Origin of the sequence: Halioglobus japonicus (genome assembly GCF_001983995.1) — a bacterium.
Lineage (GTDB): Bacteria > Pseudomonadota > Gammaproteobacteria > Pseudomonadales > Halieaceae > Halioglobus > Halioglobus japonicus.
In genome coordinates, this window is sequence record NZ_CP019450.1 from 590,766 (window position 1) to 613,178 (window position 22,413).

General features: G+C 54.4%; 16 protein-coding genes. 3 read left to right on the forward strand and 13 right to left on the reverse strand.

Features of this window, described 5'->3' with window-relative positions; genetic code table 11:
* Positions 1-60: 60 nt before the first annotated feature.
* The 7 genes from BST95_RS02850 to BST95_RS02880 form a co-directional block, all read right to left on the reverse strand.
* Positions 61-3,258: an efflux RND transporter permease subunit gene (locus BST95_RS02850; RefSeq protein ID WP_084198084.1), complete on the reverse strand. Its 3,198-nt coding sequence runs from the start codon at positions 3,256-3,258 to the stop codon at positions 61-63.
* A complete protein-coding gene (locus tag BST95_RS02855; protein WP_084198085.1) occupies positions 3,255-4,361 on the reverse strand; it encodes an efflux RND transporter periplasmic adaptor subunit in 1,107 nt (368 codons plus the stop codon). The genes BST95_RS02850 and BST95_RS02855 overlap by 4 nt, the downstream gene beginning before the upstream one ends.
* A gap of 192 nt (positions 4,362-4,553) precedes the next feature.
* Entirely contained in the window at positions 4,554-6,167 is a 1,614-nt protein-coding gene (locus tag BST95_RS02860; RefSeq protein ID WP_084198086.1) for a nuclear transport factor 2 family protein, read from the reverse strand.
* A 99-nt stretch (positions 6,168-6,266) separates the two neighbouring features.
* A complete protein-coding gene (locus tag BST95_RS02865) occupies positions 6,267-8,342 on the reverse strand; it encodes a cytochrome c peroxidase (protein WP_084198087.1) in 2,076 nt (691 codons plus the stop codon).
* A gap of 139 nt (positions 8,343-8,481) precedes the next feature.
* Positions 8,482-10,296, reverse strand: coding sequence for an immunoglobulin-like domain-containing protein (locus BST95_RS02870; protein ID WP_084198088.1), 1,815 nt, complete (start codon positions 10,294-10,296; stop codon positions 8,482-8,484).
* The gene (locus BST95_RS02875) at positions 10,293-10,838 is read right to left on the reverse strand and encodes a hypothetical protein (RefSeq protein WP_157114445.1); all 546 of its coding nucleotides are present in this window, start codon (positions 10,836-10,838) and stop codon (positions 10,293-10,295) included. Before BST95_RS02875 ends, BST95_RS02870 begins: the two co-directional genes overlap by 4 nt.
* Positions 10,839-11,523: 685 nt before the next feature.
* Positions 11,524-11,868 (reverse strand): UrcA family protein, encoded by a 345-nt coding sequence (locus tag BST95_RS02880; protein WP_084198090.1) that lies wholly within the window; start codon positions 11,866-11,868, stop codon positions 11,524-11,526.
* 281 nt (positions 11,869-12,149) lie between these two features.
* Between BST95_RS02880 and BST95_RS02885 the strand changes: the two genes are divergently transcribed.
* On the forward strand, positions 12,150-14,654 hold the full coding sequence (locus BST95_RS02885; RefSeq protein WP_084198091.1) for a TonB-dependent receptor: 2,505 nt from the start codon (positions 12,150-12,152) through the stop codon (positions 14,652-14,654).
* Here the strand turns inward: BST95_RS02885 and BST95_RS02890 are convergent, their stop codons facing one another.
* Positions 14,655-15,728 carry an NAD(P)H-dependent amine dehydrogenase family protein gene (locus tag BST95_RS02890; protein WP_084201029.1) on the reverse strand — a complete coding sequence of 358 codons (1,074 nt, stop codon included), beginning with the start codon at positions 15,726-15,728 and terminating at the stop codon, positions 14,655-14,657. It abuts the gene before it with no gap.
* Between the two features lie 643 nt (positions 15,729-16,371).
* On the opposite strand from BST95_RS02890, the gene BST95_RS02895 reads away from it, so the two are divergent.
* Positions 16,372-17,334, forward strand: a complete 963-nt coding sequence (locus tag BST95_RS02895; RefSeq protein WP_084198092.1) for a hypothetical protein — start codon at positions 16,372-16,374, stop codon at positions 17,332-17,334.
* 173 nt (positions 17,335-17,507) lie between these two features.
* On the opposite strand, the gene BST95_RS19590 is transcribed toward BST95_RS02895, so the two are convergent.
* Positions 17,508-17,675 (reverse strand): hypothetical protein, encoded by a 168-nt coding sequence (locus BST95_RS19590; RefSeq protein WP_157114446.1) that lies wholly within the window; start codon positions 17,673-17,675, stop codon positions 17,508-17,510.
* Positions 17,676-18,176: 501 nt separating this feature from the next.
* Between BST95_RS19590 and BST95_RS02900 the strand changes: the two genes are divergently transcribed.
* Positions 18,177-18,797 (forward strand): hypothetical protein, encoded by a 621-nt coding sequence (locus tag BST95_RS02900; protein WP_084198093.1) that lies wholly within the window; start codon positions 18,177-18,179, stop codon positions 18,795-18,797.
* A 397-nt stretch (positions 18,798-19,194) separates the two neighbouring features.
* Here BST95_RS02900 and BST95_RS02905 read toward each other — a convergent pair whose 3' ends face one another.
* The 4 genes from BST95_RS02905 to BST95_RS02920 all read right to left on the reverse strand — a co-directional run bounded on the left by BST95_RS02905 (position 19,195) and on the right by BST95_RS02920 (position 21,984).
* Positions 19,195-19,509 carry a hypothetical protein gene (locus tag BST95_RS02905; RefSeq protein ID WP_084198094.1) on the reverse strand — a complete coding sequence of 105 codons (315 nt, stop codon included), beginning with the start codon at positions 19,507-19,509 and terminating at the stop codon, positions 19,195-19,197.
* 102 nt (positions 19,510-19,611) lie between these two features.
* Positions 19,612-19,956, reverse strand: coding sequence for a hypothetical protein (locus tag BST95_RS02910; RefSeq protein WP_084198095.1), 345 nt, complete (start codon positions 19,954-19,956; stop codon positions 19,612-19,614).
* Positions 19,957-20,055: 99 nt separating this feature from the next.
* Positions 20,056-20,379, reverse strand: a complete 324-nt coding sequence (locus BST95_RS02915; protein ID WP_084198096.1) for a hypothetical protein — start codon at positions 20,377-20,379, stop codon at positions 20,056-20,058.
* A 528-nt stretch (positions 20,380-20,907) separates the two neighbouring features.
* A complete protein-coding gene (locus BST95_RS02920) occupies positions 20,908-21,984 on the reverse strand; it encodes a midcut-by-XrtH protein (RefSeq protein WP_102106308.1) in 1,077 nt (358 codons plus the stop codon).
* Between the last annotated feature and the right edge of the window lie 429 nt (positions 21,985-22,413).

The window sequence follows — 22,413 nt, forward strand, 5'->3', positions numbered from 1 at the left end:
ACTATAGGGTATAAAGCCAGGACTGGCGAAATCCGCTGCCACTCTCTCCCGGTCAAAGGGTCACGTTTGTGCGCGCTTTCGTACCAAGCTTTCTACCAACACGTCGCCCCGCGACCACCGCCTGCGCACACTGCCCCAGCTTTCCCTCAGCGCGTAAGGAAGTGCGAGCATGGCAGGTGTAGCAACCAGGGTCAGGGCTGTAGCAAATGACAATCCAAACACGATCGCCTGCGACAGCGGCGACCAGAACATTGCCAGCTCGCCATTGTGGGTCACGGTCTGCGATACCAGATCGATAGAAAGACCAAAGGCCAGGGGCAGGAGTCCACACACCGTTGTCACTGTGGTCAGGAGCACGGGGCGCATGCGCTGTGCCGTCGCTCTAACGATGACACTGCGAGGGTCCAACTCCGGGTTTTGGTGACGCAGGTGGTTAAAGGTATCAATCAGGATAATGTTGTTGTTCACCACAATACCCGCGAGAGCGAGGATGCCAACGCCGGTCAGCAGCGCACTGAAAGGCTTGGCAAGAACAAGTAACCCAAGCAGAACACCAGCGGTCGACATGACAACCGCGAGCAGTATCAACGTGCTCTGATAGAAGCTGTTGAACTGGGTAACAAGCAGGATAAACATCAGTGCCAGCGCCAGACTGAACGCGGTGGCCACGAACGCCATGGAATCCGCCTGTTCCTCGTTGGCGCCGCGGAATCGAATTACCAGCCCGGCATCGAAATCCTGCTGCTGCAACCACTGATCAATCTCACGCACCATCGCATCCGCCATCACGCCATCATTGACGTCAGCCCGGATAAGCTCCATCGGAACGCCGTCGATGCGTTTCAGGGAATCCACTCCCGGACCCGGCTGCACAGACACGAAGTTGCTCAACGGCACCATCCCACTGTCGGTACTGACTCGGAGGGTCTCCATCGCACTGATTCCGCGCTCGGCGCCGGGATAGCGCACCCTAATATCGACCGCGTCATCCGCATCGTCCGGCCGATATTCACCGATCTTGACGCCATTCGTGACCAGTTGCACCGCAAGACCTGCGGAGGAGACGTCAGCACCGTACAAGGCGGCGCGGGTTCGATCGACCTCGACCCGCCACTCGATGGAAGGCAATGCCGCACTATCATCGATATCGACCAGTCCAGGCATAGTGTCGAGGTGGGCACGCACACGCGCCATGGCGGGCTCGAGTAATTCTCGTTCTCTTGAAGTGAACTCAATCTGGATAGGTTTGCCGACGGGTGGTCCTTTCTCCAACGGCCTGATCTCGATATGGATACCGGCGAGGTGCGATGTCCTCTCCCGGATCTGGCGCATCACCTCGTTGCCCTTGATCGCGCGCTGGGATTCGGGGAACAGCTCGAGAAATATCGATCCGATCCTGTCCGACGTGGCGCCGTACTCGCGGACGCCAGAGCCGGGCAGCATTGTCTGCGTATTTACAAAGCGGATACCCGGCACCTGGAGGATCTCCTGCTCCGCCTCCAACACCAGTTGGTTCACCTCGCTGGCAGACAAGTTGCCACGGCCGAGAACTGCCACGTTGATAAACTGTGGATCAGAGTCGGAGAAAAAGATCGTGCCGACACCGAATTTGCCATACGCCCAGAAAACGCTACCCAGCAGGCTGAACGATACCGCCAGTGTTGCGATGGGACGATTGCAAACGAACTTCAGCAACCGCGCGAATTTACCGGTCAGGCCATCCAAGGTCGCCGGGTCGCCGTTCTCCAGCAACGCCTGGGTCGCCGCCCCACTGTTATAGGTTGACTTCGAACCGCCAAGTAGCGAGCCCAGGACCGGGCCGAACAACAGCGCATAAAGCAGGGACCCGACCAGGACAGAGAATACAGTCGTCGGCAGGTAACCCATAAACTGACCGGACACCCCGGGCCAGAACAGCATAGGAAGAAATGCAGCCAGAGTCGTAGCGGTTGACGCCGTGACCGGCCAGAACATGCGTTTCACAGATTCTGCGTAGGCAGCCTTGTGTTCCATGCCCTCATGCATTTTCCGATTGGCGTATTCAGTGACCACGATACCGCCATCGATTAGCATCCCCAGCCCTAACAACATGCCGAACATGACCATGAAGTTGAACGTGTAGCCCAAAAGGTAGATAACTGTCACCGAGAAGAGCAGTGAAAACGGGATGCCAAGGCCCACGACGAGCCCGCCGCGCAGGCCCATGACGGCCACCACCAACACCATGACAAGGACCAGTGCTGTAAGGATGTTGCCCTCGAGCTCGCGCACTTGCAGCGAGGCGAACTCTGCCTGGTTCTGTGATACCACCAACTCGATCCCGGCGGGCAGTCTTGACCGCGCAGCCTTCACCACCTGCAGGACCTGATCGACGCTGTCGATAACATTGGCGTTGGCGCGCTTGGTTACCGCAATCGATATCGTGTCCTGTCCGTTGTACCGGGCATAACCCTCACGGTCCTTGAACGTTCGGCTGATCGTGGCCACGTCCCGTAGGGTGACCACGGTGTCGTCCGCTGCCAGCACCGGCAGGTCGCGCAGGTCCTCCGCGCGCTCCACGACGGCCGGCACCTTCACAGCAAAGCGACCAGCATCCATGTCAACATTGCCCGCGGGGATCAATCGGTTGTTGCGCTGCAGCGTGGCCAGCAGGCTTTCGGCGGATATTTGGTAGGCATGAAGCGCGTCGGGATTGATCACCACCTCGAGCACTTCCTCGCGGTGGCCCAGCATGTCTGCACTCAGCACCGAAGGAATTGACTCGATATCATCCTGCAGCGTCAGGGCCGCAGCGTAAACGACGCGCTCTGCCGACCTGTCTCCCAACAGGTTGATCGTCAGCATCGGGAAATCGTCCGCAGTGAGCTCCTCCACAAAGGGTTCTTCTGCGGTTGTAGGCAGCTCGGCTTTTGCCCGATCTACGGCTTCCCGGACGTCCGCCACAGCGATATCGAGGTCGTAGGATACATCGAACTCAACAAAGAAAGAGGCCATTCCCTCGGCGGCGGTGGATTGCAGCTCCACAACACCTTCGAGTTTGCGCAACTCCGCCTCCATCGGCTGAACCAGCAAGCGTTCGGCATCCTCGGGAGAAATCCCCTCGTGGATTACGCCGACGTAGAAAAATGGCAACTCCACATGCGGGTCATTAGCAATCGGCAACGCTGCCCGTGCCAGAACTCCGGCAACTATCAGAACTGCCAACAGGGACAGTGTGGTTCGCGTCCTGCTGAAAGCAGTTGCGATGAAGCCTCTCATCGAAGCGCGACCTGGTCACCGGACTTGCTGACGAAGACGGGGTCTACAATATCTCCCGGCGCCACGTACTCCTGGCCCACGGTAATCAAGTTCACCTTGTCCGGCAGGCCAGTGACCCAGACGCCGCCAAAGCCGTCCTCCAGAATATCCACCGGGCTGAAGACAACTCGGTTGGAATCGTCAATGGTACGCAACCCCAGCGCTCCCGTGTCGTCCAGACTGAGGAGCGAAGAAGCCACCAGGTGGGCCGGTACTTTCTCGACGCCGATGCTCATCGTCACTGTCAGGCCAGAGCGGATGCTGTAGTCCCTGTTGTCGACGGTAACTTCCACCGGATACGTCCGGGTCACAGAGTCGCTCTGCGTGCCAACGAACGATAATTGGCCAGCGATGCGCCGACCGGCCAGGCTTATCCCTGTCACATCCTGTCCCACGGCCAGATTCTCGACCTCACTCTCTGTGACATCGGCGCGGACCAGCATCGGGTCAAGCTCGATAAGCCGCACACAGGTTTCCCCGGGCACGGCATAGTCGCCCACGTTCAGGTGCAGATCTTCGACCAATCCGTCAAAGGGCGCCGTGATCCGAGTCCTCGCCAGATTGAGCTTCTGTCGATGGAGGTGCGCGAGGGCACTCTCCTTGCGCGCCTGGGCATCCGCTGTCGCGACCTCTGACAACAGCCCATCATCGCGCAGCTTGCGACTGCCCTGGAGCTCGATACGCGCCGTCTCCAGAGCGGCTTGTGCCTCCTGAACGGCGACGCCTCGATCATCGAGGGCCAGTTCGCAAAGCAGATCACCCGCCGCCACCTTCATACCCCGTTCCACCGGCCGCGCCACGACACCACCGGCAACTTCTGCCTTCACATCAACCATGCGCTTGGCCTCGGTTTTGCCGCGCAATATCACATTGCGCGCGCGGAACTCGGCGGCAATGACATTGACTCGAACGCGGCTGAGTCCGCCCGCCGGCACTGTGCTACCCGCCAATGTGGGGTTGGACGCCTGCGCAGTCGCTGTCTCTTCCACCGTAAAAGTGCCAGCGGCCATCCACAGACCTACAAGGCCCGCGATAACGGCGGCAGAGATAACGTTTCTGGACATGCTGTTCCCCTGGCTACTGATCGGGCTAGAAAATATACGATGTATACGCCTTCCCAATCGGCTCAGACTTCCCGCGCTTCGGGAAAATTCACTGCTTACCCGGGTCTGCGTCTACGCCGATGAGCGCATTAGCAAAAATCATTCTCCTTCTATGTGGCGATAACTGAGCGCTACCTGGCGAGGCATTTACCGTCAGCGCGTTCCAGATTCTCTAATTGGCTTTTGCCGATCAATAGGTAACACCGCCTTGAGGCCCTGCGACGCGTGCTTTCGATATTTGATCGGGCTTTCCCCCGTAAACTTCTTGAACGCAGAGTAGAAAGTTGATGTGGAATTGAAACCCACTTCTATCGCGATCTTGAGTATGGTGTCTTTGCATTGTTCGTCTCTAAGCAAAACTTTTGACTCTTCGATTCTCATACGATTAACAAAGTCAAAGAAGTTGACGCCGAATTCACTATTTATCAACTGAGACAAATGATTACTCGAGATGCCGATAAATGAGGCCAGCTTAGGCAGAGACAGATCATTATCCTTAAAAATCTTCTGGTCGTGCATTACTGAAGAAAGTCGAACTTTGTAAAGATTTTTGTCAGCATCAGACAAGCCCGACCTCTGGTACTTACGTCTCATCGCCGACGAGACATCGACGCCAACTCTTACCGCAGGCGCCTGCTTTTCTCTGACCTCCTGCTCATCAACGTTCTCATAAAAAACCTGCACGGCATTTATTTTCTCGCCGGTGATCTTGAGGACAATCATGCAGTCGACTGAAAAAGGTCTTTCTATCCCACAGTGACCTCGACTTACAACTCTAAACACGATGCTGTCGGCTGCCGTAAGCGAAATATCGCTAACATGTTCGACCACTAAATCGGGCACACGCGCATACACCTTATCGCAGTACCCAGCCAGGGCATCAAAACCCATCTTTTCGCCCGAGACGGCGTCTTCAAACACTGCATTGTCTGTAAGCTTGGCAAGCAAAGCGCTCGTGTCACGCTGGCTCCAACACTGGATATAACTAGCCGCAAGATCGACCTGATCGGCAGTGTATGCGTCCAGCACAATGTCTTCGTAAAAGACCTTGGTGGATAATATTCTCCCGTCTTCGATGTCAAGGATCTCAATACTCTCTTGCTCGAAGTATCGTCCATCTGGCTTATCAAAGCCGCTGGTGAGCGTTTGAATTAGCACGCGCCTGTCTGAGATCCTGGAGGCATCATCGAGTAGCTCATAGCGCAAATCGGTGCCTTCCCTTAAACAGGATTGAATATAGACCGGTAGTTCCTTGCCAAAATAACGCTGCTTTGTAACGGCATCTTCATAGATTCCATTCTCAGTAAAGCAGTCACTAACCTCCGCTGCGTCATAGTCATTCCAGGATTGTATATATCTCGTAATCAGCGCTCGGTCTTGATCAGTCAGTGAGTCAGCTGACCGCCACTGGTAGAAAGACTTCTCAGACTTTATTCGACCATTCTCTATCTCAAAAAACTCTGCGCTTTCGACAGCACATGTAGCGCTGTCACCGGCGTTGATCCAAGTTGACAGCACCTGAAGCACACAGCGATTCTCTGCCGGGCTGTAGAGTTCATCGACAATTTCAAACTTGAGGTTAGGCACTTCATCCAGTGTGCTCTCAATATATTCTTTAATGACTGCGCCCCGGAAGGACTCCTTGAGATAGCCGTCATATAGGATGCCATCCTCGCAGAAGAATTCAGCAGCGTCTGTTGCCGCGTGGCGATTCCAGCAATCGAAATATCGGTGCACGATACTTCTGAGTTCGTTTTCTGTGGCCATCGTATATACTACCTACCTATGGGCCCTTGGTTAAACCGAGAAGGTGGGGGGCGCGAGAGGTTCAGCGGACCGGCGCTCCATGCGCTCACTTTCCATCATTCAATTCGCAGCCGCATGAATCAGAGGCGGCACTGTGGTGCGCGAATCCGAGGGACGCCCCTGCAAACTCTGAAGAAAGGCAATCAGCTGCCTCATGTTCTCGTCACCCATACTAGGTGATCTGGCGTATGCATAGTAGTCGATAGTGTAGAGACGATGTTGCTGCTGTATGGCCGCCTCGATAGTCTCTGCTGAACCCCGGTGCAAGTATGGCTGCGTACGCGTTACATTTCGCAGCTGCGGCACCCTCACCCGCGCTGTTCTACCAAGGTTGTTTGCCAGATTTCGTCGAAGCCGAAGCATCGGATTTTTGGTACTCAACAGTCTGCCGCCCAGCACAGCTCCGGAGTGGCACCCTGCACATCCTTGCTCCATGAACAGTAGCAGCCCAGCAGTCGCTTCGGCAGACAGCGCCGAAGAGTCACCCTTAAGGAATCTATCGAAAGGCGAAGGGGTTATCAGCGTTTCCTGATACTCAGCTAGTGCTACCGCTATGTTGTCGAACGTTAAAGTCTCTTCTTCACCTTCAGAAAAAGCTTTCGCGAACAACTCCAAGTAGCCTGCGATCTGCCTCAATTCAGCCGCAATTGCATCACCATCTGAATTTCCCATCTCGCGAAAATTGACCAACACCCTTTTTGCCTGCGACTTCAGGGATACTGCGCTGCCGTCAAACATCAAATGATCACTAAGTGCAGCATTAAACACCGTAGGAGTATTGAAGACACCAATCTCACCATTATTACCAACCGGCAGCGTCTTGTTGTCCACACCATAACGCCCTGTCACATCATGGCAGGTAGCGCAGGACACCTGATTAGACGCAGATAGCCTTGGATCATGGAAAAGCCTTTGCCCGAGCCTTATTCGGCTTTTTTTACCCGCATCTTGTGATACTGGCAATTCCAGTGGAGAGAAGATCAAACTGGCGAGCGCTTGAACGTCAGATTGTCGTTTTGCTGGCGATGGCATGTGCCTGGTCGTGCCCATCCTATCAAGACGCCCATTCAGGAAGTGAGCCTGCCAGAGATCACCGTCACCAGAGACGGCTAAATGAGACGGACTGGATTTCGTTTCCAGGCTATTGGTTGCAGCGTCAGCATAGGCCATGACGGCGAGCGGTTCGCGACTGCTCTGGTCAAAAGTTAGAAGCCTAGAGTTACCTGAATCTACAACATGCACTTCACCATCTGGCCCAACAGCAACCCCCATGGGCCCTCGTATCGGCCGGCCTTCAAAGCGTCGGCTGGCATCCAGCCAAATAACACTGTCACTTTCGGAAACCCCCAATCGATAAACCACGGAGGCGTCGTAATCACTTACATACAGCGCTCCACCTGGCGCTGCCGCTAGCTCATACGATGAATAGTGGCTGAGGCGCCTGGCTCTTGTCATGGGCGATAAGGACGCCGCGGGAGAAGGCAGTAACACCGGGCGCACCATACCAGCATTGATCTGCAAAGCTAGCAGGGAACCACGGATTGAGTCGCCGATAATCAGTCTGCCGCCAGGCATATATGCGATTGACTTGGGATGCTTAAGGCTAACCTCCAGACCTGCTCCCGCACGCCGATCTGAAGCTGTTTCGCCAGACCCAGCCACCGTGCTGATAGTGCCATCGAGTAAATTAACGGCCCTGACGCGATGATTATAGCTATCCGAGATGAATAGGTAATTTCCGCCAATGGCCACATCGAAAGGCCCATTCAATCTAGCCTCGAGCGCGCTGCCACCATCCCCGGAAAATCCCTGCTGCCCATCACCAGCGACTGTCGACACAGTCCCGGTTATCGCATCAACTCGACAAACCCTGTGGTTAAAGTGGTCGGCAAAGAAAAGGTTTCCACGCCCATCGAACGCCATTCCGGCCGGCCCATTCAGAATCGCATATTCAGCGGGAGAGTCATCAAGGCCCGGACCATCAACGCCCTGCCCAATCACCTCTGGCAACGCGTTCGCGCCACCCATCGTCGATAGCAGCGCCAGGACAAGCAACGTTGCAAGAAGGTCTCTCGCAACAAGGACCGATAGATAGCTGCGACTTTTCCTCTGTAAATACTTGGCAAGACCAACCACGCCTGGTGCTGGCGGTGTGACGAGGTGCCACCTGTTCCTAAGAATCACCCCGGACCCTATGCTGTTAAGGAATTCACTGAGAGGAGAGCGGGCCTGCTACTGCCTACGAACAGGCCCGCCAACACCTTCAATGCTTCGCTCAGAGTTTCTCTGTTACTTCTACGGTTGCCACGCCGCCCAGAGATGATCTGATCGTCACTGTCTCCGGTACATTACTTGCACCTATATTTCTAATCACCAACTTCCAGCGGTTCTCCTTGTTGCCGTGCGGACCCATATCACCGTAACCATCGACGCTCAGCGTAATGCCATCTGCGGGATTACCAGCGGAACTCGACGCAATAATCGTCAGCTTGTCTTTGTTGACGATATATTTCACCCAGTTACCTGTTACAGTATCCACCTCAGGTGCTGCACTGACTGTAACAACACGTGCCGTGCTGGATGAATTACCGGCGCTATCAACCACACTGTAGGTCAAAACGTATTCACCCGCGAGACTGGTGTCCACTGCACCAGCTATCGTGATCGCGTCGGTTAGATTACCGTCTACGTCATCAGTTGCTGATGCTCCTGGCTCGCTGTAAGCGGCTCCATAATCCAGTGTCATGGCACTAGGGCCGTTAAGAACAATAACCGGCGGCGTCACATCAGGCGCCTGCCCTACGGAGAAGCTGGCAGAATCGCCGTAGAAATCCCAGCTATCATCTGAAAACAAAATCGCCGTATAGTCGCCTTCGGGCAACGAATCAAAGGACTCACTACCTTCACTGCCGTTTGTGTAGGCCCAAGCGAGATAGTTGTTATGTGAACTGCCGCTTTCAGGCTCCTCACCTGCCTCGTAAATGCCGATCCAGTCGCGGTTGCTGCCAGTACCTTCTGTGTAGGCAATGACGATTTCCTCGCCCGGAGCAAAAACAGGCGAAGCCGGGATCAATGTCAGTCCCGGCTCAGGTAGCACGGTCACCAGACGACTGACTGTTGCAGTGTTACCCGCAGCATCGTTGACAGAGTACACCAGGAAATAATTCCCAGATACGTCGCTATCAACAACGCCCTCTACCTGAATCTGGCCCGTCAGATCGCCATCATCGTTATCAAAAGCGGTGGCGCCGGGATCTTCAAAAGTAGCACCAAAGTCAATTTCCAGATCCGCCGCTCCGATCAGGTTGATCGAGGGCGGCACTAGATCGACGTATTCACTCACGGTAACTGTGCGGGAAGCAGTGGCGGAATTGCCTGCCTCGTCGCTGACCAGGTAAGACACCGTGTACGTGCCAAGCACTGACGTATCTACGCCACTCATCACTTGTATCGAATCGGAAATATCACCGTCCCGATCGTCAAAAGCCGCAGCGCCAGGATCGTCGTAGATCGAGAACTGCATGACCCCGATACTTGCAGGCCCGTTGAGCACAAGCGTTGGTGGCACTTCATCGGGACCATGACCATGCGGGGCTCCCCACCCGGCCGGCGGCCACTGTAAGCAGCGATTTGGATCCTGATTTTCTGGGTTCAAGAATCCGCCAGCACCGCCCTCAGGGCCGCCGTACTGTGCGGATATACCTTCGTCTGCAAATGCGAAGTAAAGATACTCAGTGTCCAAATCGTAACCATGATCAATGGCTGCCTGAGTCAGTTCGCCGTTCTCATCTAGCCAGGCCACCCCGTTCTGGTCGAGAAATGGAGCGTCTACATGCGTATAACTTCCATTGGTTCCAGCAAGGCAGGATCCGGTCTCCACGCTGGTGTCGCCAAGGCGACGGCCCATACGTGCATTGCAACCCACGCTCACATCATTTTCGCCATCCCAGTTGCCGGCGACCGAATCACGTCCCATGACCTCGTGTACTGAGGCGTCCCATGGGATGAGGTGGCCATCTTCGTCAACAGCAAAATGGCCACCAAGCATATGCACCATGATGTACCAGTCGCCACCATCCTCAGGAATCATGTCGATGTAGCCTTTGTACCAGTCCGCAGCGTAGCTGCCCGGCCCGGCCAATTGGCTATCGATAGTGACTTTTCGTTATAGGGCGCGGTCAGTGGGTTATTGGGCGTTTCGTTATCATAAGCCCAGCATACAGTTGAGTGACCGACATCAACGCTACCCTCAAGATAGCCGTTGCTCGTGGAGTATAGGTGTGCATGGTGCGCATAGTAGCGCTGCTCACCCAGATCAATATCTACAGTAATCAGGCTGTTCTGACTCGTGATGGTCGCCGTGCCATTCGCCAGCGGATCACCATGGGGCACCCAACCTGGTTTGATACTATTGGGCGCGCCACAAATAGGCACGGTCCATTGACCATCCGCAGCAGAGACGACCTGCGTGGTCAGCGAAAGCATCACTGCCAGCGGCATCAGTACTGAAGTGTAAAAGCAGTTTTTCCCAGACATCGGCATTACCTCCCCCAGAGATTGCAATCGGCACCGACAGCGCCGATCAGACGTCAACTTTTTATACGCCAGCACTTCCCTATCGACGCGCACCATGTCCCGACACCGCGTCGCAGGAATCACTGATATGCCATTTTTAGAACGTTGACAGGCATCCGCTCAATCCAGCGTGCACGATAGGAAAAACTATTGCCGAGGCCGATGTGCAGGGATGATCGCGACTACTCAGTGCTTAGTCCGGTACGACTTTCCGCTACTTGATCCACCTCGCCAGGCTACGCGCAGAACTGCCGACACGAAGACACCGCTCGGAACCGCATGTTAGCGACATTTCGAAAGCAGATGGCCGCAGATCAACGCTGATCGCTCCATCCTTCTACCAATTACCTTTGACGATATTGCCAAGTTAACTACCTACAATTGATAGAATCGGCTGATGAACACCTATAGGCGTCACCGATTCCCTCCTGACTGCTCTCCTACGCCGTCTGGCTCTACTACTTGCCCAAGCATCGCGCCCATTTTGAGACCATTTGCGACCAAAACAGCGTAAAAAGTTCACCAGGGACGTTATAGAGATTATGCGCTGAAGGTCGGATTAGACCGGAGTCGGGATATCAGCTTGTCAATAGATGACCATCCCTGGCCTCGGCAAACTGTCGCACTCCTGTGGCAGACACAGCCGCCGCACCACCTACTTCCTGTAACTAGAAAAGGGGCGCCGCTCCGCAACAGCGCCCCTGGTGACCCCCACCAGGGGTAGCAGGGGTCAGGACTGGTATTAGTCGATAGCAGCAACCTGGTCAGCACCGATCTGGCTCATCGCTGCATCGACGGCATTGTCGAGACACTCACGGCTGTCCGCGACGCCAGCCAGGCCGCCGGCGCGGTGGTAATCCATGGGGCCACACACATCTTCGGCCGCTTCGCGAATACGGTTCTCAACCGCCAGGCGACCTTCTTCAGTAGCGAGTTCGGCGCGGGTGAAGGATACGCTCTTGCTGGGCACCTGGGATGCCTCGACCAGAGTCTCGTCGATGTTCTCGGCGGCGACGTTGAATGACAGGCCCGCAGTCACGGCAATGGCGGCAGCGGACAGAATGTTTTTAGTAACGATACGGTTCATGGCGTTTCTCCCTACAGGCCCAATGGCCTTTCTTCTTGAACCAACCCAGACCCGTTCTGCGTTGGTGTTGGGAACTAAGTTAGGAGGAAAAGCCGGAGAGAAAAACCGTGTTTCGCCGAACCGCGGGGGTTACAGGACGAGTTGCAGGCTGGCTGAGATGAATTGCAGCGACGAAAGCGACGGGGGATCTACTTAATAAAAGTGTAATGTATAAAACAGGCATGTCTTAGTTAAGATAGTCATATACACGCACCCCAAAAATACGAATAAAGGGTTCTGTAATGCATAAGGTTCGCTCAACTGCTACAACCGTCTCACTGGCCGTGGCTGCTAGCACCGCCGCCGTCATTCCCCTTAGCGCCCAGGCGCAAATGGTCCTCGAAGAAGTGATTGTCACCGCCCGAAAACGGGAAGAATCGCTGCAGGAAACACCAATCGCCGTCACTGCCTTGTCCGCCAGGGCCATGGAAGAACTCGGTGTGCGCGATATTTCCGATCTGCGTAAGGTCGCGCCAAATGTCGATGTCTATGACGGCAATGGATCAACGGGCACCGGCAGCATCTACATCCGCGGCATTGGCGCGCGCAATGAAGGGGTGAATTTTGATTCCGGGGTGGGAATTTACCTGGATGGAATCTATGTCTCGCGGACCTCCGGCGCGGTGCTGGACAATGTTGACCTGCAATCGGTGCAAGTATTACGCGGACCACAAGGAACTCTATTTGGAAAAAACACGACGGGTGGCGCTGTGCTCTATACCACCAATAAGCCCACGGAGGAGTTGTCTGGCCACGCAGAACTGATGGCAGGCAACTATGATCAGTTCACTGCCAAGCTTACCGGCAACCTGCCGTTAATCGGCGACACCCTGCTATCGCGATTCTCGATTTACAGCAATAGCCGGGACGGCTACGTCACCAATCGCGCCAACGGCAACCCCGACATTACCGACGGCCAGGAATTCAACGATATTGATCGCAAAGGTGCCCAGGCCCAGCTGCGCTACAACGCCAGCGACAACCTCGTCTTTGACCTCAACTACATGTACTCGGAAACTGACCAGTCTGCCCGCGGCATGGACTGCGAGGTGGTGGATTCTGTTCCCGGGTCGGGCTGGCAGGCGGACCTGCAAAACTCCTTCATCATCGTCCCCTCCACCGGCCAGACCATTCAGGAGTGGTGTGCAGAGAACAACAGCCTGGGCATTGATAACGTCCAGGCCGACCTGGACCGTCCCGGTTATCGCGCGGAGACCAATACTCTGGGCCTGACCGTCGACTGGGAGTTCGAAGATCACAGTTTCAAGAGCATCACCGCCTGGCGGAAAACCGAATCCGGGTTCTCCCAGGAGATCGATGCCATTGGCATACCGGTGCTGGTGCGCACCAACTACGACGAGCCGTTTGCCGACGACTACATCACCGACGCCTACAGCCAGGAGTTCCAATTCTCCGGCTCAGTCTTTGACGACTCGCTTGAGTACGTGGTGGGTTTGTACGGGTTCTGGGAAGATTCCGACTCGGGTCCGCGGGTAGAGCCCTCGGGCCCGTTCTTCGGTGCACTGTTTATTCCCAATGTGGCCTACTACACGGCATCGCACACCAGCCTGACCTCCAAGAACACGGCGTGGTCGGCCTTTGGCCAGGCGGACTGGAGTTTTCACGATGACTGGCGCCTCACGCTGGGCCTGCGATATACCGAAGAGGAGAGGGAGCTTACCCGTTCTTTCCGGGTAGCGGATATCTCTCAGATCGCTACGACCGGAGACGCCAGCAACATTGTGTCCGAGCAGTTTGTGCTGTTCCCCAGCGGCCCCGAAACCTTTAACCCCAATCACGGTTACGTTGTTCCGGACGACCCGCTGGCAGATCAGGAGGATAAGGTCGACGACTCGGCCGTTACCCCAATGGCCAGCCTGCAATATAGCTTTGGTGAATCTGGCTTCATCTCCGGGGGGTCGGCGTACCTGTCGGCAACCAATGGCTTCCTGTCAGGCGGCATCAGCGACACCCTGGATATTGAGACCGGACTGATGGAACGATACGACCCCGAGGAAGTATGGAACTATGAGCTGGGCCTGAAGATCGACACACTGGACCGTCAGCTGCGCATCAATATGGCGCTGTTCTACACCGACTATGAGGACCGCCAGCTCACCACGGTAAAGATTAACCCTGTTGATGGACGCATTGCCGGGTCCCTGATTAACGCTGAGTCGTCTCGCATCGCGGGCGTTGAATTCGAAACCATGTACCTGCCCACCGAAAATCTGCAGATCATGGCCAACATTACTTTCAATGACGGCGAAATCAAGGAGTACAACGATGACCGGATTCTCTCGATCCCGGAGGGCGGGGCACCGGCTGAATGCGATGTGGTCACCGTGGGTACCGGTGATGTAATGACCTGCCCGGTCGACCGCTCCGACGAAAACCTGCCGCGCCTGCCAGAGGCGATCTACTATCTCGCTGCCCAGTACACCTGGGATACCAGCATCGGCGACATTGTCGCTATGGGCGCCTGGTCTTATCGGCAGGATGTGGATAACTGCTTCGACCGCAGCAGCTGCCTGTCAGGGCTTTACCTCAACGACCAGGAAGACTTTTCCGCACGCCTCACCTGGCTCTCCAACGATGAGAACATGCGCCTCACCGCCTTCGGTACCAACCTCACGGATGAGCGCTATATCGTCGGTGGTGTACCGTTGGTAGATGTCACCCAGACCGCCGGGGTGGTATACAGCCCGCCGCGCATGTACGGGCTGGAGTTCGCTTACTCGTTCTGATCAGGCGCGCATCTGGGCCGCGCCGTCCATGGACGGCAGGTCCAGGGTGGACAGCACACCTGTGCGCGCCGCTCGCACCGCCTCGATGGCGTTAACGACCCGGCATGCCGCCGTGGCATTGCCGCCACCCGCAGCGCCGGGCTCTACCGGATCCTCACCATGCACCGACAGGGTCACGCAGGGCGAGCCCTTGATAATGACCTGGTGCACACCCTGGCCCTCGGGCGGGTAGGGCCAGTCTGGCGCGCAGTCTTCATCTATACGGGTAACATGCTCCACCACAAACCGTTGTTGCCCCCCGCACAGCGCTGCCACTTCAAAACGGAACGCCCCCTGAGTGCCGGCTTCAAACAGACCCATTTGTTCAACATGAACATCTTTTTCCAGCGGACGCCGTTCCACGTGGGTAACAACTTCATCGACCGTCTGGCCAAGACCCTCGGCAACCACACGGACCATGCCCTCCCAAACCAGCCGCAGCGAGAAATCCAGCAGCATGGGCGGTGTCTCATCCATGGAGGTACCAAAACCAATCACATCCCGGACCACTTCAGGCTGGTCGTAGAGCGCGTAATTGAAGATTTCCCGGGTGCGAATCTCTTCAATATCTGACGACATGGCACTGGCAAACAAGGGCAGGGCGTCCATCACCCAACCCGGATCAATGCCCGACACAAACAGCGAGCTATTACCCGCCTGACAGGCCTGCTCAATCATGTCCACCAATTCAGCCGGGGCCGCCGGCGGATAGAGCAGGGGATGGAACGAAGTACTTACTACATCAATGCCGTTGCCAAGGCAGTCAAGTAAGTCCGCAAGCGCAGCCTCAGGGCGAATATCAGCGGTAGCGGTATAGACGACCGCGTCTACACCAGCGTCGCGAAGGGCCGGCCAGTCATTGGTCGCCAGCACGCCGACAGTTTCGATACCGGCAATGGTGCCCGCATCTTGCCCGACCTTGCTTTCACTGGCGACAACTACGCCCACCAGGTCGAGATTGGCATGACTGTGTACTGCACGAATAGCGGGGCGGCCGACATTACCGGTGCCCCAGACAACAACGCGTGTTTTCATTATGTTGCGTTCCTTGTGGGTATTGAAGCGAGTACGCAGCAAATGCTCCCGGCAGATTGCTGCTGGGTGGTTTTTGCAACGCACAGCAAACAGCGTAGCCGTTCAGGCCGCGTTTGCTATCGAGATGTAGCGGATTGAGTAAAAGGAATCGCCGCTGGCTTAAAAAGTTATTCAGCCCGCCAAGTGGCAATAGCTACTCGGGGCGATTCAATAAGACTCGGCGCTGTAGATAAGCTCGTAGCTGTGGTTTTAGATCTCCAGAATACTCCCAAAGGGATCTTCCATGTAGATCACGCGATAGGGCTTCTAACCCGGATAGTAATAGCGAGGCTTGGCCATACGCTTTCTTCCCGCCTACGCCCACCACCTTCGGTGTTCTGTTCCAGCAAGGCCTGTCGCTCTAGGCAGAGACCTACGCGCTGACTGATCAGCTGAACCAAGTCCTCCAGCTCGTTTTTATCCTGTGCTTTGACGCGATGGAATCGAGGGGCCTGCGACCGCAATAGACGTCTACGCCATCTAGAAATAAGATTCCCCAGCGCTGTTAACGGAGCTAAGGGATGTTGCATTGAGCGATTTGCCAGAGCTGAACTCCCAGGTAATAATTCACTCACCAAGGGACAAATACCAAGAAGATCAATCCATGCAGATTACACTTAAACACGTCGCCGTTCTGGCTCTCACGCTCTGCCCAATTAGCGCCGCAGCCACCTGCGATGTGACTGGTGCGACCCCGGAAGGCGGTCAAGTCGTCGCCTGCGACGGCGCGGAACCCAACGGCTTTGACGGTACACTGTTTCGTGACACGCTTACCATTTTGCCTGGCGCGTCCATCAACCGCGCCATTGCGGAAGATACGATTGTCCTGGGTGCAGGAAATGACAGCCTGACCATGGCAGGCGGAGAGGTTTCCAGTCTTGATGATGACTGCATAGGTCTGGGCGATGACGCAGATACGGCAGTGCTACAAGAAGGCACGTTACAATGCGGTGATGATGGCGTCGACGCCGGTGACGCCAGCACAGTGGCCGGCGGCAACCAGATCGAACTTCGTGGCGTTACTATCGTAAGCGGCGGCGATGGTATCGACGCCAACGGAGGCGATGACACCATCATCATGAGCGCAGGCTCTATTACGGTAACGGGGACTCGATTCCGCGACTACGGCATTGCGGCGGAAGGCGGTAACGACAGCATCATCCTTAGCGGCGGTTCTATTACCGTACCAGCCACCAGCGGCGCTGCTGTTAGTGGCGGCAATGGCAGCGACCGAGTGGACATCGCCGGACCTATAGCATTAAACAGTATCATTAATGGTGACGAAGAAAGCGGGGACGATGGCGGAACCGATATACTGCGTTTTTCCCTCAGGCTGCCCCGTCTGCAGGCCGATCTCGCGCGCCAGGCTTTGAGCGCAGCTAACCCGGCCGCCGGCAGTGTTGACATTGATGGTCAGACCTACCGTTGGGCGAACTTCGAGCACATAGAAGTGGCCATTAGCGAGGCCGCCGTACCGGTTCCCGTCAACTCCATTGGGTCACTTTTTGCATTGTTAGTATTCTGCGGCCTGTTGGGCACACACCATATCGGCCGGCACAAAACGTAGGGAGATCTTCAGAAGCGACTGTCAGCCAGCGGAGCTCGCCTGTAAACTCGTGGTCTCACGCTACACAATTGTTCAGGGGGAGACCTGACTTTCGACGTGGGTAGCCTGTCAGGCCGCACTTGCTATCGAGAAGGAGCGGATTGAGTAAAAGGAATCGCCGCGGGCTTAAAAAGTTATTCAGCCTGCCAAGCGGCAACAGCTACCCGAGGCGATTCAATATTGGCAAAAACGAAGCGCCCTTGTCTGTCCTTGACGAACACTAGCGTAGGGATCGTATCAAATAGCAGCTGAAGCAAATTAGGATCGCCATGCAGGCTGCGGAATTTAGTGTCCTCTAACATAGACTAATCCTGTTGCCATCCGAGTTTTTTTGCGGCGAGTTTTAGATACCTCTTGTGTACCTACAGCCACTCAGTCTTGTAATGGCAGTACTTTGTGCCTTCTACCTGCCAGCTCTGTAGGGGACAGCAAATAGAGCGCCTCAGGTTTCAACGCAGCCGAGCGCAGCAAGAAGTTGTGCAATTGCCGATGACGCAAATCGCTAACAATGTCTTCCATATGCTGCCCCCAGGTTCTGTTCTTTGGGAAAGCGGCTGTTAGCTGGAGTCAGTATTAGCAGCTGACATGCAGAAAGCCCCATGCGCCTAATTGTGCTCTATAATAGTGCGCGCAGCCGCATTTCAGGCTGTTACCTACAAAGCGCGCCCCATTGCTGGCGGCGATATCAGTTTATTAATTTGGTGCGCGGTAGTGTCATAGGATTGGTGAGATAGCGGTGGAAGAACAGAAAGGTTACTTATGCTGGCGATCTATCCTGCTGAGCAAAAACTGAGGGCAATAAGTTGCAGGAAAGAAATACCCTGGGTCACGTCATCAAGTTTGTGAAAGAATCGACGGGGCTGGCCATTACGTTTGCCTATCTGATTTTGATCATCTCCAGCATGGCGTACCTCGGCATTTTCTACGGGCGATTCAATGTTGATATCCTAAAGCTTGTGTCGCTGGAAGACATACTGGTAACGCCGATCAGAAGGCCGGATATCATCGTTGCCATCGTCGCCATCACCATAGCTGTCTCGATAAATGATGCGTTAGCGCGATACAACGCGCGACTTAGCCAAGGCTATGTGGGGAAAAAGAAACCCTGGTACATAAGGTTTTATGAACGCGTATTCTTTTTCTTCCCAGCTACTGCACAAGGACACTACAGACTGACCGTAGCCTCCTTCTTTGGTTTTCTGTGTTTCTATATCGCTTTTTTCGCTTATGCAGAAGCGGAGGACGTGCTCGAAGGCAACGGTTACGAAGTTTTTTTGACGCTGTCTGAGAAAGCCGATAGTCGTAGTGTGATATTGCTTGGCACTACCAGCCTGTACGTCATCGTATACGATAGTCAATCTGGCCAAGTGCGCGTTCATCAAATGGAGTCCGTGGCGTCAATCACGCCGGCTGAGAATTCTTAGAAACAGCATGACACTGAGGGGTATTAGTTAGCCGGCGAACCCTGGCTTAAGTTCGACACCTAAAGACTCCGTCATCATCTGAAGAGACGAGTCTGCATCCATCCAAAAAGTAAATTTTACTACAAGATGTTGGATCGCCATCTAAGTGGACACGGTGAAATCGCCAAGGCGGTGTTTTTATTGCTTCTTTTCCAAATATTAGCGAGAAGGAGTGCATCCAAGTTTCGCACGATATTTGCCAAAAAATTAGTGTTACTAGTAGCGATGAATGCCCGCTTTCACCTCAAAGGGGACATTGATCGCTGATAGTCGAACGTCCGCTTTGGGGCCAGTTCCCGTCATTCCCGCGAATGCGGGAATCCAGTGTCTGCTTTGGGGCCAAGAGCAGGCATTAGAATTACGCCATTTCCAACAGATCAACACCGGTCAATGCTCTCAAGAGTATGGCTAACAGCCAAGGAACACTAACTATAAGAACGAATTTTCCAATCGCAAACCAGCACTTCTTCGCATGTATCCTCCCTTCTGGCTTCAGCCAACCGAATGAGACTAACCCATTGAATGGATTGAAGCCTGTACGCCAGCTCCATGGATCAATATCGTCTTTGTAGTGCTTAGTGAGAGCAACCATGTGATAGAAGACCAGGCACCATTGAAAAAGACCATAGGCGATGATGCAAAACAAGAGAACGTCAACGACAGCTGAAATCATGAATTCCAGAAGGTTAGTCTATTGCCGAGGGCAGCTTTGGGGCCAGAAGCAGACATTCGTCGATGTTGGTTCCGCTACATCTTTGGACAACAGCACAACTGGTCAACCCACTAGTCGAAAAATCATCAAGTACACGGCCCCCGCAATAATCGTGGACAGCATTGGCAATAATATGACGATTCCAATGTTCTTGTACCAGGTTATGTTGAGCACACTCGCAACATAGAAATACGATCCCACCAAGCTAACAGTAGTGCCCAGAACGAACCCAATATCTCCCATCATCATCGCCAGGAGTGCTGGAGGCGCAATCTGTAGAGCTGCAATCATGCACCCGAAGTTGGCGGCACGGGTGACACGCCTTTCTTCAACACCCGCAATAGCGAGTATGCCAATGGAACCAGGGAAGTAACTGGCAAAATACACGACCCCCAGAATAAGCAACATTGGACTCATGATCTATATGAGGCCAACGGGAGCTGACACATACTCTCTTGCACTACAAGAATATCTCCCATTGAAAGGCAGCTTTGGGGCCAAAAGCTGTCATTTCTGGATGACCAGGTCGCCCTGTTGAAGTCTGATTGATCTTCCATCAAAGAGAACTTCCTCCCAATTCTCAGGCCTATGTGACTCACAATCATGTGCAACGACATAATTGTCATAGTTTGGATCACCAGTACCTGGCAGCGAAAAGAACTTGGAACCACCCGTTATGCCGTAACTCTCGCATAGTTCTAATTGCTGAATTGCGGTGTCAATTCTATTGATTAACCCTATGTGGTCAGCCCTGTCGGCTATCGAGCCAGATGCTTCAGTGGATTGAAGCTCGGCCAGATAGTCTTCTAGCTTCTCAATGGCAGGGTTCATCTAAGCCTGCCATCCGGGTGAGGAAAGAAAACTGTGTTACGTGCATCGAAAATCCTTTTCAACGTGAATGGCAGCTTTGTGGACGTTATTTGCCCTCAAACTTACCACATTCCCCAGGGGCAGCTAAGGGGCCACTTCCCGTCATTCCCGCGAAGGCGGGAATCCAGTGTCAGCTTTGGGGCCAAAACCGGACGTTGACCAAATTGTTTTCTCGACGGCTTTATAGTCTCATAGATCATATCGCTCCGGCTCAGCGTTATAAAACCGGGGGTTCGCGTTTTTGAGCCACCACCACACCCGTGCTGGCGTGACGCCAGCCAAAGACACCATCGCGCGTTTTCGTGAGCGAATCACCCAGCTTTATGAGCAAGGTGCGGGCCAAGCCCGCATTGGGGCCTACGCAACACGCTGGTGGCGTTGGGTGTGCGCAGGTTTACCCGGGACGCAGGTGCTGGTCGAACAGAAAGCCCTCACCGGGGCTACGGACAGACTATCACCCGCACTATGACGATCGGGTTTGGGACAGCATTATTGTTCGAAACACAAAAGTGGGGCTTCAGCGCTACAAGACGCCCTGATCACAGACAAAGCGCGGGCTCTGCCGAAATCACCGATGGATCCATCTTGGGCATCCCACTGTGCGTCGGTGAAATCTTGTGGGCGTGTCCAGTCGTTGCAATTTAGTGTATTGAACTCGCTCTCACCGTTAGGCGCTGTATAGTCCCAGTAGCCAACCTTCACAGTGAAGCTGTTGCCCGCTGAATCTTGATTAAGGAAAGTGCCAAGAGCGGGCACGAATTCTCCATATTCATCATACTCGATCTCAGGACAATTAGGGGCGAGGACAATTTGGGATAGATCAACCTCGCAATTTAAGAGGTCGTCCCAGTCGTTGGCATGGACCGTTCCGTCTGTACGGACGTACGGGTACTCACTCTGAGCAAATCGATCCGCAACGGAAACGGCGCTATCAGACAACCATGCTTTGTAATTGTCGGGGTTTTGTAAACCGGCGTCTGCCGCACGATTTTGGCAAATCGCGTCTGCACCGGCTAAGCCTCCCAAATTACCGTCTTGAAGGGTACTCGTAAGGAAAACAACCTTCTTACAGTCGTAATCGACGGCGCAACTCTCACCCGATTCAAGGATGAGGTCACTCTCGCATTGTGTGGTGGATGGGGCCTTAGAAGTACAGCTGCGATCAATGCTCAAAGTACCCAGCTTCAGCGCTACACCTGAGGTATTACTGATTTCCGCCGGGACGATAGGTAGATTAATGACTCCGCCTTCAGGGTTGTCCAGCTCAAGCATACTCGCCAATGCCTGGGGAATGTTCAGACTGCCAAGTGCGCTCAGGGTTAGACCCGCCCCCAATAACATCACACTCAATAATTTACGCCCCTGCGGGCCGCGCAATGTGCGATAACCTATCACCGCCATCAAGACGGCAAGCGGTATCAACAGCAACGATGGAATCGGCACGGGCACTGCCGGTGCAGAGCTCACTGGCGCAGGTCCATATGTCAGGGTACCGCTTGTTTGCGCGAATGCGACTGAAGAAAGTGTCAGCGATGAAATCGCCGCCCATGCATGTTTGATGCTCATGCTATTGCCCCTGTTTACAGTCTTTTTCTTTGGAGAAAGCTCTGCCTTCAATGCGCCTAATGTTGTAGTGCTTCTATATCTGTTTGAACCCTGAGTTTAACTGACAACGCATTAATACTGAGCCGCGATTCTGCCCAATAATATTAACCAACCAAAGCTTTCTTTTAAATTATGGCCGTTACACGCGGATTTTAGAAGCACGGGGCGCTCATTTTTGAGCGGAGAGGATGTTTGTCTGATACACACTTCACGTCCGCTTTGTGGACGAAAGCGGACGTTCCCAAATTGTGACTACATCATGTCACACAATCAATTATTCAGTGCTACCAAGTCACAGTTAGAAATGGGCAAGCGGCGTAACTGGCTGATTCTAAATAGTATTTAAAATTGTCAGCCAAATTGAAAATCCCCGTGTCGGCAGTTCGATTC